The organism is Hydrogeniiclostridium mannosilyticum (assembly GCF_003268275.1).
GTDB lineage: Bacteria > Bacillota > Clostridia > Oscillospirales > Acutalibacteraceae > Hydrogeniiclostridium > Hydrogeniiclostridium mannosilyticum.
On the sequence record NZ_QLYR01000009.1, the window covers coordinates 27,914 to 42,055 of the forward strand.

Consider the following 14,142-nt stretch of genomic DNA (forward strand, 5'->3'; position numbering starts at 1 on the left):
ACATATGAAATCAATTAAAAGCTTGATAAAAACAAGGCAGGCTGAAATTGGCCTGGCGATTATATGCGTTGTAGCCGTGCTGGCGGTGGCGTTCTTTTTACAGCCGGCGCCGAACCGGGATATTCCCGCGGCGGCCGAGTCGGGTCTGTCGCTGGCCGGGCGTGAGGACGGCTCAGCCATGCGTTCCTCCGCCAGTAGGACGGAGAGCGGCAGCACTATTTCCGCGTCTTTGCCGCCGGATTCCGCCGCCGCCGGTTCCCTGCCGGGCAGCGGCGTGGAGCCCTCCTCCGCTTCCCCGGCTGCTGGCAAGGGCTCCTCCGCTGGGCAGGCGGCGAGCCCAAACAGCGGCAAGGATAAGTTCCAGACGGACCCGGTGCCGGAGGGAAAGCCCGCGCCGGTAGAGCCGGAGGACTCCCCGGTTGACGAGAGCAATAAGCTGACCTGCACCATCTCCATTCGCTGTGATACGATTTTAAACAACATGGATTTATTCGACCAGGATAAGCTGGGCATTCTGCCACGCGACGGTGTGATTTTGGCGGCAACAACCGTCAGCTTCAGCGAGGGGGAGAGCGTCTTTGATGTGCTCAAGCGGGTGACGCGGGATCAGCGGATTCAGATGGAATTTGAGTTTACGCCGGCCTTTAACTCAGCTTACATAGAGGGCATTCACAACCTGTATGAGTTTGACTGCGGCGACCTGTCCGGCTGGATGTACAAGGTCAACGGCTGGTTCCCAAATTATGGCTGCAGCCGGTATCAGCTCAAGCAGGGCGACGTGATCGAGTGGGTCTACACCTGTGATTTAGGGAAGGATGTAGGCGGCGGAAACGCCGTCGGGCAGGGGGCGGCCTCATGAACCGGGACGCCTTTTCCGGTTACCACCCCTCGGTAACGATGCTGTACTTTGTTCTGGCCATTGGGCTGACAATGTTCCTGAACCACCCGGTTTGCCTGGGCTTGTCGCTGATCGGCGCATTGGCGTATTCCATCTACCTGAAGGGGCGGAAGGCGGTCCGTTTTAACCTGGTCTACATGCTCCCCCTCTTAGTCATAACGGCGCTGATCAACCCGGCCTTTTCCCATCAGGGCGTGACGATCCTCGCCTACCTGCCCAGCGGCAACCCATTGACGCTGGAATCCATCCTCTACGGTATTTATGCCGCGTTTTTGCTTATTGCAGCCATTACGTGGTTTTCCTGCTTTAACGCCGTCATGACCAGCGATAAGCTCGTGTATCTGTTCGGGCGGATAATCCCGGCGTTGTCGCTGGTTTTATCCATGTCCCTGCGGTTTGTCCCACGCTTTACGGCGCAAATCAAGGTGATCTCCAAAGCTCAGAAATGTGTGGGCCGGGATGTCTCTAACGGCGGGCTTATCAGGCGTGCAAGACACGGTATCAAAATTTTGTCCATATTGGCGACATGGGCGTTGGAAAACGCCATTGATACCGCCAGCAGTATGAAGAGCCGGGGCTATGGTTTGCCGGGCCGCACAGCCTTTTCCATTTACCGCTTTGACCGCCGGGACAGGAGGGCTCTGGTGTTCCTGCTGCTGTGCGGCGGCGGAGTTATGGCCGGGGCCTTTGCGGGTGAGCTGAAGTTTGTCTACATGCCCATTCTGTCCGGCGCGGCGTTCGACCTGTGGCAGGCGGTTGTATTTGGCCTGTATCTGGCCTTGTGCGCCATGCCGATGCTGATTAACGGAAGGGAGGATTTGAAGTGGAAAAGCATGAAAAAACAGCGTACAGCCCCACCGTCGCCATCGAAGATCTGACCTTTACCTACCCGGGCAGGGCTAGGCCGGTGCTGCAAAATATTAACCTGACGGTCCGCCCCGGCGAGTTTATCGTGCTTTGCGGCCCCTCCGGCTGCGGAAAGACGACACTGCTGCGGCAGCTGAAGCCAGCCCTGGCGCCGCACGGGATCCTTTCCGGAGAAATTCGTTTTCAGGGTACGGCCCTGTCCGCGTTGGATCAGCGGGAGGCCGCGGCTAAAATCGGCTTTGTGCTGCAAAGCCCGGAAAACCAGATTGTCACCGATAAGGTCTGGCATGAGCTGGCCTTCGGCCTGGAAAGCCTGGGCTTCGACACACCGGATATCCGGCTGCGGGTGGCGGAAATGGCGAGCTTTTTTGGCATACAAGCGTGGTTTTATAAGGAGGTTGCGGAGCTTTCGGGCGGACAGAAGCAACTGCTGGCCCTAGCCTCTGTTATGGCGCTTCAGCCCGCGCTGTTGATTTTGGACGAACCCACCAGCCAGCTGGATCCCATCGCGGCCGCTGATTTTTTGGCGACAGTGGGGAAGATTAACCGGGAACTGGGCGTGACGGTTATCCTTACGGAGCATCGCTTGGAAGAAGCCCTCCCGCTCGCCAGCCGCGCCGTAGTCATGGACCGGGGACGAATCCTTTGCGAGGGGCCCCCGGCCTCCGTTGGAGAAAGCCTGCGCAGGCAGGGGCACGGAATGTTCCAGGCCATGCCTGTGCCAATGCGGATATGGGCGGGTGTGGACAATACAATGGCCTGTCCGGTTACAGTGCGGGAGGGCCGGGAGTGGCTGTCGCAAATGGAGCTGAAGGGAAGCCTGCCCCAGGAGCCGGTTCCGCCTGTAAGGGCTCAGCCGGCCGTTGAACTGGAGGAGGTCTGGTTTAAGTACGAGAAGCATGCCCCGGACGTTATCAAAGGCTTGTCCTTTCGGGCCTACCCCGGCGAACTGACCGCCATTCTCGGCGGCAACGGCACAGGAAAGACGACAACGCTGTCCCTGCTTGCCGGGCTAAACACTCCATACCGGGGAAGCGTGAAAATCAATGGGACCGAGTTAGGGAAAATACCACCCGGCAGGCTGTTTGACCACTTTTTAGGGGTGCTGCCGCAGAATCCTCAAAACCTGTTTGTGGCCAAAACGGTTCGAGAGGACTTGCTGGAGATCCTCTCGGAATCGGGAATGGGGAAAGCGGAAAAGCAGGAGAAGCTGTGCAATATAGCCGCCCTGTGCCGCCTGGAAGGGCTATTGGACGCTCACCCATACGACCTTTCGGGGGGCGAGCAGCAGCGGGCGGCACTGGCGAAGGTGCTGCTGCTTCAGCCGCGAATCTTACTGCTGGACGAACCGACCAAGGGTCTGGATGCAGAATTTAAAGCAGTTTTTGCAGCAATTCTCCGCAAGCTGACCGCAGCGGGGGTGTCTGTAGTCATGGTGTCCCATGATATTGAGTTCTGCGCAGAATATGCCGGACGCTGCGCCCTGTTTTTTGACGGCGGCATCGTTACGGAAAATTCCCCGCGCGCCTTTTTCAGCGGAAACAGCTTTTATACCTCCGCTGCCAACCGGATGTCCCGCCATGTGCTGCCGGAGGCGGTCACGGTAAACGACGTAGTCCGGGCGCTGGGGGGAAGCCCTTTGCCGCCGCCGGAGCTCCCGGGCAGCGGTGGCGAATATCATTTGGAGGAACCGCCGGAAATTGCCAAGCCGAGAGCGGCTGTAAAGAGGCTGACGCCGCTGCGCATCGGCATATTGTGCATAACGGGAGCGGCTTTCGCTTTGACCTTACTGTTTACGGTTCTGAACTGGGAGGGCTTTTCATCCTTTATTTCCGGAGGAACCGAGGCAGTCGCCGCAGCGGGCGACCCGGCAATGGTCTGGCGCTATGTAGGCCTTATGCTGGCTTTCGGGCTGGAGGCGGCCTCTGCGGCAGCTGTACTGTCGTGGGGGCGGGGCAGGGGGGGACGGGCAGTGCAGGCCGCCCCCTCCAACCGAAAGCTGAGCAGGCGTTCCTTGGCGGCGGCTGTGGTCATTTTGCTGGCAATCCCAATGACAATCTATATCGGTATTTATTTTTTGGGGGACCGCAAATATTACTTTATTTCGCTGTTGATTATTCTGGAGGCTATGCTGCCCTTTGCACTGATCTTTGAACGAAGAAAGCCCCAGGCCCGGGAACTGGTTATCATTGCCGTACTGTGTGCCATCGGTGTGGCAGGCCGGGTAGCGTTTTTTATGCTCCCGCAGTTTAAACCCGTCGTGGCCATGTCGATTATCGCAGGAATAGCCTTCGGAGGCGAAACTGGATTTTTAGTAGGGGCGGTTACCGGCTTTGTCAGTAACATGTTTTTTGGGCAAGGCCCTTTGACGCCTTGGCAGATGTTTGCCTTTGGCATTATCGGCTTTCTGGCGGGTATTTTGTTTCGAAAGGGGCTTTTGCTGCGCAGCCGGACGGCATTATGTGTGTTTGGCGGGCTTTCGGCCTTCCTGATTTACGGCGGCTTGATGAACCCCGCGGCGCTGCTGGCCAGCCAGCCTTCCCCAACGCTGGATATGCTTTGGCCCTATTATTTGCAGGGCATTCCCTTTGATTTAATCCACGCGGTGGCTACGGTGGTGTTCCTTTATATCGCCGCGGAGCCCATGCTGGAAAAGCTGGACAGGATTAAGGAAAAATACGGGCTGCTGGGGTAGTTCCCGAAAAAGCGGCGCCGCTGAGGACCGCCGCGCTTATAGTATGGGCACAGAAGCCGGTTTAGACGAGGAGAAAAGACGGCCTGCGGTTTGGGCCCGTCTTGCGGAACCGCACAAAACGGCCTCGGTTTAAATACAGCACGGGAAGGTTCTGCTGAGCGCCTTCCCGTGTTTTGCTGAAGGGAGCCCGGCACCGGCGATTTAGCCGCAAAGCCTGATCGGGATAAGACTACGGGATTTATAAATATGTTGTCGGAACGGGTAGCTCCCATTTGTAAATCAAGCAGGGCCAGGCCAGTTCCACTTATATCCGGTTTTAAGCGGATTAGGTCTATTCTTAAATAGGGCTTAACACGGTTACACGAAAATAAAAAAGGCGGAAATATAAAATAATTGCTTTACTTTGCCAGCATTTTGCCTTTTTAAAAAAAGCAATAGAAAGTTTTGCTTACGGTTGCTATAATACAGGTAAGCTTATTGCTGTTGTGAAAAAATTAGTCTGAAATTGGGAGGACTCAACATGACACACGATTATATCACTCCGCTGTTTTGGCAGCACGGTGAAGCGGAAGAGGTTCTGCGCGAGGAAATTCAGCACATGAAATCGGTTGGCATCCAGAGCTTTGTCGCGGAGCCGCGGCCGCATCCGGACTATTTATCCGACGGCTGGTGGCGGGATATGGCTATTTTGGTTGACGAGGCCCAAAAAAATGATATGAAGGTCTGGATCTTTGATGACGGGGACTACCCAAGCGGCTGGGCCAATGGGTTGATTCCGGAAAAGTACCCGGAGCACCTGAAGGTCTACCTGGCCGAGAACCATATAGATGTTACCGGCCCCAGGAACGGCGCCTATTTTCTGGCTGGGCGCTGGATTGGCGAGGGGGAGAAGCTGCTCTATGTGGTTGCCGCCCAGCGGAAGGATCGCGGCATGGACATCATTGGGGAAACGCTGACAGACATCACGGACCATATGCACAACGGCCGCCTCTACTGGGATGTTCCGGAAGGGGAATGGCGGATCTTTATTATTAAGCAGACCCACACGGGCGAAGAGGCCCACACCAGCAGCTACATCAACCCGCTTTCCAGAGAAGCGGTCCGCGCTTACATAGACATCATTCACGAAGAACACTACAAGCGTTTTGGCAGTGAGTTCGGCAAGACGATTCAGGGCTTTTTTACCGATGAGCCGCGTTTTGGCAACACGACCGGCTATGACCGCGCAATCGGCCGTTCGCGTATGCCGCTGCCCTACTGCGACAGCGTTTTGCAGCTTATGCAGGAAAAGGGCATTGAAAAAATTCCACAGCTGCTTCCCTGCCTGTGGTACAACGCCGGCGGCGCAGAGGTTGATGTGCGTTATGTCTACATGGATGTTGTCAGCGGCCTTTTTGCCAAGAATTTTACCGGGCAGCTGGGAGATTGGTGCCGGGCGCATCAGGTTAAGCTGATTGGCCATCTTGTAGAGGAAAACGGCGCGCATGCGCGGCTGGGCTACGGTGCGGGCCATTATTTCCGTGCGGTTGAGGGCATGGACGCCGCGGGCCTGGATATTGTGTGCAATTTGTACCCGGAGCAAACCAGCGGCTCTTATTACACGGGTTTCAATTTCTTTGATTCCGATTTCAGCCACTGGGGGCTGTCTAAAATGGCTTCCTCCGCGGCCTGTCTGGATCCGAAGAAAAAGGGCGTGACCATTTGCGAGACCTTCGGCGCCTATGGCTGGAATGAGGGGCTGAAGGTGATGAAGTGGATTACCGACGTTCTAACGGTGCGCGGTGTCAACCACATGGTTCCTCACGCGTTTTCGCCCCAGGAATTTCCGGATCCGGATTGTCCGCCGCATTTTTATGCGCGGGGAGAAAATCCGCAGTTCCGCCATTTTGATGTTTGGTCCTCCTATGCCAATGACGTGTGCGGCCGCATCACGGACGGCCTGCATAAGGCGCCGGTCGCTGTGCTCTACCATGCAGAAGCGGAGTGGGGCGGCGAGGCTATGCCGTTTGAAAAGGTGGTCAAGGTGCTGATGCAGCGCCAAATTGACAGCGATGTTGTGTCTGCCGATATGCTGGTGGATGAAGAGATTTCCAAAGTGGAGAACGGCGTGCTCGGCGTTCATGCACAGCAGTACCGGGCTTTGGTGGTGCCCTATGCGCAATATCTGCCGGCGCCGCTGCTTGCAAGCCTGAAGAAAATGGCTGAGGCGGGCCTGAAGGTCTGGTTTATCAGGGACTTCCCGCAGCGCGCTTATTTATACGGCGCGGTAGACTGCAGCGCGTTTGAAAAGGTCACGCTGGAAAAGCTGCCGGAAAAAGCGGCGCAAGCTGGTATCGTAGATATCAAGCTTTCCGATTATAATCCGGATATCTGTTATATCCACTATGAAAAGGAAGGGACGGACAGCTATTTCCTGGTGAATCAGAGCACCCGACATACCTTTGACGGCTGGGTGGAGCTGCCGGCCGGTAAGGCGATACATCTCTACGATCCCATGCGTCACCGCTCTTACCGTGCCGAGCAATCTTCGGCGAATGGGAAAACCAGGGTTCAGCTTTATTTGCAGCCTTATGAAAGTTTATTCCTGGTCGCAGACGGGCAGCAGGAGCTCCCGGCACGCTGTACGCCGAAGGATTTCCCGAAACAGCGGGCGGTCGATGGCGTTTGGAGGATCTCCAGTGCAACCTCTAAGGAATACCCGGCGTTTACAGAGCAGCCCTATCAGGAGCTGGTCAACCTAGCGGAGCCGGATAAGCTGCCGGAGTTTGCCGGGATTGTCCGCTATGAGCTGAGCTTTGAATGGGATGCAGCAAAGCCGGCGCAGGCTTTGCTGGATTTGGGCAACGTCTACGAGTGCGCCACGGTGACCTTGAACGGCGAGGAGGTTGGTACCTGCATTTGCCCGCCCTATCAGTTTGTATTGGAGCCGGGCCTGCTGAAAAAGGGAAACAACCAGTTGGTGGTAGAGGTCGTCAATACGCTTGTTAAATCACATGAGGAATGCAGCTTTGACTGGTATTTCCCACAGGAGCCCACCGGGCTGCTGGGGCCTGTCAGCCTGCGCTATTGACCATAGGCCCTATCAAGGGCAAGAGCCGTGCTCCTCAGGGGCATGGCTCTTTTTGGAATGGCCCGCTAAACGGCTTCTTTCCCAATGGGACAATATTGTGCGATAATTAGCAGAAACCGTAATTGACGAACCCTGCGGACCGGGCTATAATGGCGATGAAAGGTCCGCCGGCCCGGCCGGTTGGAACCCTGAACGGTAAAACGCCGGTAAGAATGGGGAGAATAATATGAAAAAGCTGCGGTTTTCAATTTCTAAGGGCTACCCTACTCAAATGAAGGAAAACAGGAATATTCATCAGGACAGCGTAATCGGCCTCAGCCGGGACAAGGAGGGGCGCCTTTGGGCAACGGCAGGCCATATTGCATATGGGCACATCGGCGTCTTCTGCGGTGAAAATGCAGACACTTTAGAGGAGCTGTACCCGGCAGCTGCGGGCTTTCAATGGGGGAAGGCAGGCGTGGCCTTTCAGGGAACGCGCTATCCGGACGGCCCATACGCACGCGGGGAATTTTGGGCGACGGGGCTGTGGATAGACCCTGAGACGGGGATATTCCACGCGCTTATCCACAATGAAACCGGATGGTCTGCCGAGGACAGCGCCTATACCGTTTTCAGACAGGAGACCGGCGAACCGGATTTTCGCCATATTGGCTACATTACTTCCGGTGACCAGGGGAGAACCTGGCAGTTTGAGCGTTGGGCCATCACCTCATCCGACCCCTGCTATACCTACCGCTATCAGCCGGATGGCCTGACCGGCGGACAAACCGGTGATATTGTCAATTTGGGCGCAGGGGATCTGTCGGTTTTTTACCACGAGGAGCAGCGGATGCTGTATGTTTTTTACTCCATGCTCTGGTATGATGTTGACGGTAGGGACATAGCGGCCGATAAAATCTACTGTGCCCGCGCCAAACGCAATGCCGATGGAAAGCTTGGCGAGTTTGAAAAATATTGCGACGGTGCGTTCTGCATGGCGGGAAACTGCGGGCGAGAAACGGCTGTTATGGCCGGTGGCTCGGAGCCCTGTGTCGCTTACAGTGAAACCATCGGGCGTTATATCATGACCACCTATAACCGCCGGCGGTGGTATGAGGGCAAAACCACGCTTCAGGTCTCGTACAGCGATGATCTTGTTACCTGGTCCAAACCGGAGCTGTGTGTCGAGGCCCACGAGGAACTGAGCCTGCCTTATCTGACCCTGTGCGGGCGTGAAAAGGGAAAGCCGCATCATACCTTGGGCGACACCTTTGACTTGCTTGCAAGCACAAATAATACTGATGTATTGCGGTTTGAGGTAAAGGTTGAGGCCTATGAGGAAAATATTTAGCAGGGGACTGGAAAAGCTTGTCGAAAGGCCTGTGCGTGGAGATGCTAAATCCGCGTGCGGGCTTTTTACGCATTTGCTACTGGAATTTATGGGAAGGAATAAACTTTTCTGATAAAGAATATAAAAAGAATCCGGATATTTTTATGAAAATCTTGCAATCATCCGGGCGGAATGCTATAATCCTGTTAAAACTTTAACGTCTTTTCAGGGGAGAGGATCATCGTGGAAATTACGGTTTGTATTGGGAGCTCATGCCATCTGAAGGGCTCTCGGGATGTGGTGGCGATCCTACAGCGGCTGATCGATTTAAACGGCCTGAAGGATCAAATCGAGTTGAAGGGAGCCTTTTGCATGGGGGAGTGTGCCCAAAACGGCGTTTGCGTTTGCATCGACGGGGAGCGCTATAAGGTGCAGGGGCTGAATGCGGAGGCCTTTTTTAACTCGGAGGTTTTGAAGCGGCTTCATGAAAAGGGATGAAGCATAAATCGTCAGGGATGGGAGCGTAGCAAGGTATGAGTATTATCGGATTAAAAAAGGCAAATTGTAAAAACTGCTATAAATGCGTCAAGGTCTGCCCGGTAAAATCTATTAAAGTAGAAAACGAACAGGCGCAAATTGTGGACCGGACCTGCATTTTGTGCGGAACCTGCCTGGAGCAGTGCCCGCAGGATGCAAAGACGGTGAACAGCGACGCCGCGCGTGTGCGGGAGATGCTGCGTGCGGGGGAAAAGGTCATCCTTTCGGTTGCACCCTCGTATATTGCCTGCTACAGCATGAAGGAACCAGAGCGGTTTGCCGGGGCAATGAAGGCATTGGGCTTTTTCGGCGTTTCCGAAACAAGCGAAGGGGCGGCCTATGTTACGGCTGAGTACCACAAGCTTTTAAGGGAGGGAACAAGCGGTAACCTGGTTACTACCTGCTGCCCGTCCTTTAACCGTCTGGTTGAAATTTATTACCCGGATTTGGTGGGTCAGCTTACGCCGGTAGTCTCTCCCATGATTGCGCACGCGCGCCTTTTAAAGAGCGCGCATCCGGGCGTCAAGGTGGTTTTCGCGGGCCCCTGCATTGCCAAAATGGATGAGGCGGGAGACCCGCGGCATAACAATGAGGTGGACGCGGTGTTGACCTTTGAGGACCTCGACCGCTGGATGATGGAGGAACGGGTGAGCTTTGACCGTGTGGCCCCCGAGCGGTTCCTCAATAGCAGCTCGAAAATTCTGCGGATGTACCCGGTGGAAGAAGGCATCCTGGCCTCACTGAAAAACAAAGGGGATACCGGCGACTGGCAGATGCTGAGCGTTTCGGGGTCCGGCGCGTGCATCGATCTGTGTAAGGCCCTGCAGGCGGGGCTGCTCAACCACTGCTTTATTGAGGTGAACATGTGCCGGGACGGCTGCATCAATGGGCCGGCATCGGGGCGGGAGACGACCTCGCGCTTCCGCGGCAGGCTGCAGGTGGAGCGTTATGCCCGTGAGGATGGCGAGGCCTACCCGGCGTTGCTGGATGAAGTTCCTCTGCGGAAGCGCTTTTTTGACCATTCCGTCAAGGAGGACCTGCCCGATGAGGCAACCATTCGGGCCATTCTGGCGAAAATCGGCAAGAACGGTCCGGAGGATGAGCTCAACTGCGGATCCTGCGGTTATCCGACCTGCCGGGATAAGGCCATTGCGGTATACCAGAACAGGGCCGAGCTGACTATGTGCGTGCCGTATATGAAGGAACGCGCGGAGTCTTTCTCAAACTGCCTGCTTTCCGGTACGCCCAATATGACCATTATGGTGGACGAAGAGCTGCGGATTGTGGAATTTAACGCCGCCGCCGAACGTGTTTTTGGCATCAGCCGCCATGAGGCCCTGGAAAAATACTTGTACGAACTGATGGATTCCTCCGACTTTGAGGAGGTGCTCAGCTCCCGCCAGTCTATGGGGGATAAAAAAGTGGAATTTCGCGAATACGGTATGGTGACCGCGCAGAATATTGTTTATGTAGAACGGGAAAAAATAGCGATGGGCATCTTTAAGGACATTACACAGGAAGAAAAGGAGCTGGAAAATAAATACAGGCTGAGGGCTGAAACAGTTGAAATGGCTCAGAAGGTTATTGACAAGCAGATGATTGCGGCGCAGCAAATCGCAAGCCTGCTGGGCGAGACAACCGCGGAAACGAAGGTTTCCCTGACAAAGCTGAAAAACATGATGGTGGCCGGTGAGGACCAGAAATAACAAAGGGGAAACACGGGGATGAAAATACATATTGACGCCGCTTACCGCAGTATCAATAAATACGGTGAGGAGCTTTGCGGCGATAAGGTGCAAATTGTAAGAAATAAGGATTCCACTATCGCGGTCCTGGCCGACGGCTTGGGCAGCGGCGTAAAAGCCAATATCCTTTCGACCCTCACCAGCACCATCCTGGCAACTATGCTGGAGGAGGGCGCTACGGTCACGGAGGCGGTGGAAACCATTGCCGCGACACTGCCGGTTTGCAGTGTGCGCAAGGTGGCCTATTCCACCTTCTCCATCGCGCAGATCTTTGACGACGGCGCGGTGGATTTAGTAGAGTTTGATAACCCGCCGTGCATGTTTGTGCGCAATGGAACACTAGTGGATCTCGACCCTTTTTCCGAGGTGAAGGAATGTGCCGGCAAAACCGTGACGGAAAGCCGCTTTACGCTACAGCCCGGCGATATTCTGGGGCTGGTCAGCGACGGGGTGGTTTATGCCGGCGTGGGGCAGGCGCTGAATTTTGGCTGGAATTGGGACAATGTTTCGGCCTGGCTGGCAAAAACGGCGCAGAAGGAGGCTTCCGCGCCGAGACTGGCAATCTCGCTTTCCCAGGCGGTGAAGGAGCTCTACCTTGATAAGCCCGGGGATGATTCGACCTGCCTGATTTTAAAGGCGGAGCCGGAAAGCGTGGTCAACATGCTTGCCGGGCCGCCCGTTAACCCCGAGGATGACCCCAAAATGGTGCATGACTTTATGGCGCCGCCCGGAAAACGGTTGATATGCGGCGGAACCAGCGCCAATATTGTGGCACGCATTTTGAACCGCAAGGTGGAGACCTCGCTCAATTATTCCGACCCCACGCTCCCGCCCACGGGTAAGATACAGGGCATTGACCTGGTGACAGAAGGCGTGCTGACATTATCCCGCACGGTGGAGATCCTGCGGGAATATGTGGAAAAGGAGGCGGATGCGGCCTTCTTCCACAAGCTGGATGCCGACAACGGCGCCGCGTTGATTGCACGTATGCTGTTAGAGGACTGCACCAGCCTGAAGGTGTTTGCCGGACGCGCCATTAACCCGGCCCACCAGAACCCGGGGCTACCTGCGGACTTGAGCATTAAGATGCAGTTGTTGGACACGATATGTTCCCTGGTAAAGCAGATGGGGAAAAAAGTAGAACGGTATTTTTACTAAAGGACCGAAAAGATAAAGCAATATTTTACAGGAGGCGGATATGAACGCAATTTATGCCAGGAACCTAACAAAAACCTACGGCGGAGGCGCCAACGCATTGGAAAAACTGGACCTGGAGGTCGAAGAGGGGCGCGTGTTCGGCTTTTTAGGCCCGAATGGCGCCGGAAAAACGACCACGGTAAAGCTTTTGACGGGCTTATTGGCACCGACGGAGGGCGAATGCGCGGTACTGGGTAGATCTCCGCAGCGGGAACCGGAGGAGGTGCACCGCGCCTGCGGCGTCATGACAGAGACAGCCCGGCTATATAGCCATCTATCCGGCCTTGAAAACCTTGTTTTTTACGCCACCCTGTACGGTATGAAAAAGCAGGAGGCAACGGAACGGGGATCCGGGCTGCTGAAAAAACTGGGCATCTTTTCCGCGCGGGATAAAAAGGCCGGCGCGTATTCCACAGGCATGCTCCAGCGCCTGTCTCTGGCAAGAGCCCTGGTCGCGCGGCCTAGGGTGCTCTTTTTGGACGAGCCCACCAGCGGGCTGGACCCGGAATCCGCGCAGACGGTAAACCGGCTGATCGCTGAGCAGGCCGCGGAAGGGGCCACTGTATTCCTCTGTACCCATCAGCTGCGTTATGCGCAGGACTTATGTGATGAATATGGCATTATTGACCACGGGCATCTGCTTGCCAGGGGGTCCTTGGCCGCGATGAGCCGGGAGATTGGCCTAAAGACATATGCGGGCGTGCGCGTGGGGGCCTCCTGCCGGCCGGAAGGTTTTGAAGCGCACGGAGGCTGGTGGCGCACGGTATTGGAAGAGGAGGAGGCTATGCCGCACATTTTGCAGCGGCTGGTTCAGAGCGGCGTGCCGGTCTATGAGGCACAGATTGTCCGGCCGACGCTGGAGGATGTTTATTTTAGTTATATCAAGCGGGAGGAGGATGCAGAATGAGTAAGTTTAGCCTGTCCCTGGCGGAGAGGGCCGTCATAAAAAAGGATTGCGGGGAGGTTTGGCATGCCAAGATGGCCCGGGGGACGTTGATTGCCCTTCCGCTTGTGTTGACGGTGGTGCTGCCTGTTTTTTATACTGTGCTGATCGCGTTGATCCCCCCGGAGGAACTCAACGGCATGGACATGGTTTTATCCATGCTGCCGGCCGGGCTGCAACAGCTGGATGTCCGCCAGATTACCTTCTATATGCTGGGGAATACCCTCAGCCCCATGTTCTTTTTAATGGTCCCGCTGATGGTTTCCACAGCCTCGGCGGCATCCAGTTTTGTCGGTGAGCGGGAGCGGGGAACGCTGCAAACGCTGCTGCTTACGCCGGTTTCGGTAAAGAAATTGTTTCGCGCTAAGGTTTTGGGCTGCGTTTTGCTCAGCCTTGCCGCTACGTTGTTCTCCTTTATTTTCTTTGCGGTGGTCATGACTGTGGGCGGAGCAATTTTTCAAACGCCGTATTTTTTTAACTGGAACTGGGCTGTGCTGCTGGTCCTACTCGCGCCCTCACTGACCTTTTTCGGCGTGATGTTCATGGTGCTGATTTCAGGCCGCAGCAAAAGCTACATCGAGGCGTTTCAGAGCGCGGGGTATATTGTTCTGCCTATTGTGCTGCTCTTTGTCGGCCAATTTACGGGCCTGTTCCAGCTGAACGCCCTGCTCCTGTTCGTTATTTCTATATGCGTAATTGTTTTAGATGTCGTTCTTTTTCATTTTGTCTCAAAATCCTTTACCCCCGAAAGGCTGCTGAAATAACGGCTTATAGTTGCTTTGGAAAGCGCTTTGCGGCATAATGATTGCGGTTGTGTAAAAAAAGTGCTATAATAAAAATAAAGGATAGGGTTCCCTGTTCCTGTGATTTTGGCGGATTGC

Annotated in this window: 10 protein-coding genes; all 10 read left to right on the forward strand. The window is 55.3% G+C overall.

Going from position 1 to position 14,142, the window contains the following annotated elements:
- Positions 1–4 precede the first annotated feature (4 nt).
- The 10 genes from DPQ25_RS11405 (at position 5) to DPQ25_RS11455 (ending at position 14,025) form a co-directional block, all read left to right on the forward strand.
- A complete protein-coding gene (locus DPQ25_RS11405; RefSeq protein WP_112333304.1) occupies positions 5–859 on the forward strand; it encodes a DUF4430 domain-containing protein in 855 nt (284 codons plus the stop codon).
- A complete protein-coding gene (locus DPQ25_RS11410; protein WP_112333305.1) occupies positions 856–1,776 on the forward strand; it encodes an energy-coupling factor transporter transmembrane component T in 921 nt (306 codons plus the stop codon). The genes DPQ25_RS11405 and DPQ25_RS11410 overlap by 4 nt, the downstream gene beginning before the upstream one ends.
- Entirely contained in the window at positions 1,722–4,460 is a 2,739-nt protein-coding gene (locus DPQ25_RS11415) for an ECF transporter S component (protein ID WP_112333306.1), read from the forward strand. Before DPQ25_RS11410 ends, DPQ25_RS11415 begins: the two co-directional genes overlap by 55 nt.
- A 520-nt stretch (positions 4,461–4,980) precedes the next feature.
- Positions 4,981–7,530 (forward strand): glycosyl hydrolase family 2 protein, encoded by a 2,550-nt coding sequence (locus DPQ25_RS11420; RefSeq protein ID WP_112333307.1) that lies wholly within the window; start codon positions 4,981–4,983, stop codon positions 7,528–7,530.
- A gap of 226 nt (positions 7,531–7,756) precedes the next feature.
- Entirely contained in the window at positions 7,757–8,860 is a 1,104-nt protein-coding gene (locus tag DPQ25_RS11425) for a hypothetical protein (protein ID WP_112333308.1), read from the forward strand.
- 222 nt (positions 8,861–9,082) lie between these two features.
- Positions 9,083–9,337 (forward strand): (2Fe-2S) ferredoxin domain-containing protein, encoded by a 255-nt coding sequence (locus tag DPQ25_RS11435; protein ID WP_112333310.1) that lies wholly within the window; start codon positions 9,083–9,085, stop codon positions 9,335–9,337.
- Positions 9,338–9,372: 35 nt separating this feature from the next.
- Positions 9,373–11,082: a [Fe-Fe] hydrogenase large subunit C-terminal domain-containing protein gene (locus DPQ25_RS11440; protein WP_112333311.1), complete on the forward strand. Its 1,710-nt coding sequence runs from the start codon at positions 9,373–9,375 to the stop codon at positions 11,080–11,082.
- An 18-nt stretch (positions 11,083–11,100) separates the two neighbouring features.
- Positions 11,101–12,279, forward strand: coding sequence for a SpoIIE family protein phosphatase (locus tag DPQ25_RS11445; RefSeq protein ID WP_112333312.1), 1,179 nt, complete (start codon positions 11,101–11,103; stop codon positions 12,277–12,279).
- A gap of 40 nt (positions 12,280–12,319) precedes the next feature.
- Positions 12,320–13,225, forward strand: coding sequence for an ABC transporter ATP-binding protein (locus DPQ25_RS11450; RefSeq protein ID WP_112333313.1), 906 nt, complete (start codon positions 12,320–12,322; stop codon positions 13,223–13,225).
- On the forward strand, positions 13,222–14,025 hold the full coding sequence (locus DPQ25_RS11455) for an ABC transporter permease subunit (RefSeq protein WP_112333314.1): 804 nt from the start codon (positions 13,222–13,224) through the stop codon (positions 14,023–14,025). Before DPQ25_RS11450 ends, DPQ25_RS11455 begins: the two co-directional genes overlap by 4 nt.
- The last annotated feature ends 117 nt before the right edge of the window (positions 14,026–14,142 follow it).

Bases quoted from the DNA above. Each gene is read 5' to 3' on its own strand.
- DPQ25_RS11405 (WP_112333304.1), top strand. From the start codon at position 5: ATGAAATCAATTAAAAGCTTGATAAAAACAAGGCAGGCTGAAATTGGC.
- DPQ25_RS11410 (WP_112333305.1), top strand. From the start codon at position 856: ATGAACCGGGACGCCTTTTCCGGTTACCACCCCTCGGTAACGATGCTG.
- DPQ25_RS11420 (WP_112333307.1), top strand. From the start codon at position 4,981: ATGACACACGATTATATCACTCCGCTGTTTTGGCAGCACGGTGAAGCG.
- DPQ25_RS11425 (WP_112333308.1), top strand. From the start codon at position 7,757: ATGAAAAAGCTGCGGTTTTCAATTTCTAAGGGCTACCCTACTCAAATG.
- DPQ25_RS11440 (WP_112333311.1), top strand. From the start codon at position 9,373: ATGAGTATTATCGGATTAAAAAAGGCAAATTGTAAAAACTGCTATAAA.
- DPQ25_RS11445 (WP_112333312.1), top strand. From the start codon at position 11,101: ATGAAAATACATATTGACGCCGCTTACCGCAGTATCAATAAATACGGT.
- DPQ25_RS11450 (WP_112333313.1), top strand. From the start codon at position 12,320: ATGAACGCAATTTATGCCAGGAACCTAACAAAAACCTACGGCGGAGGC.
- DPQ25_RS11455 (WP_112333314.1), top strand. From the start codon at position 13,222: ATGAGTAAGTTTAGCCTGTCCCTGGCGGAGAGGGCCGTCATAAAAAAG.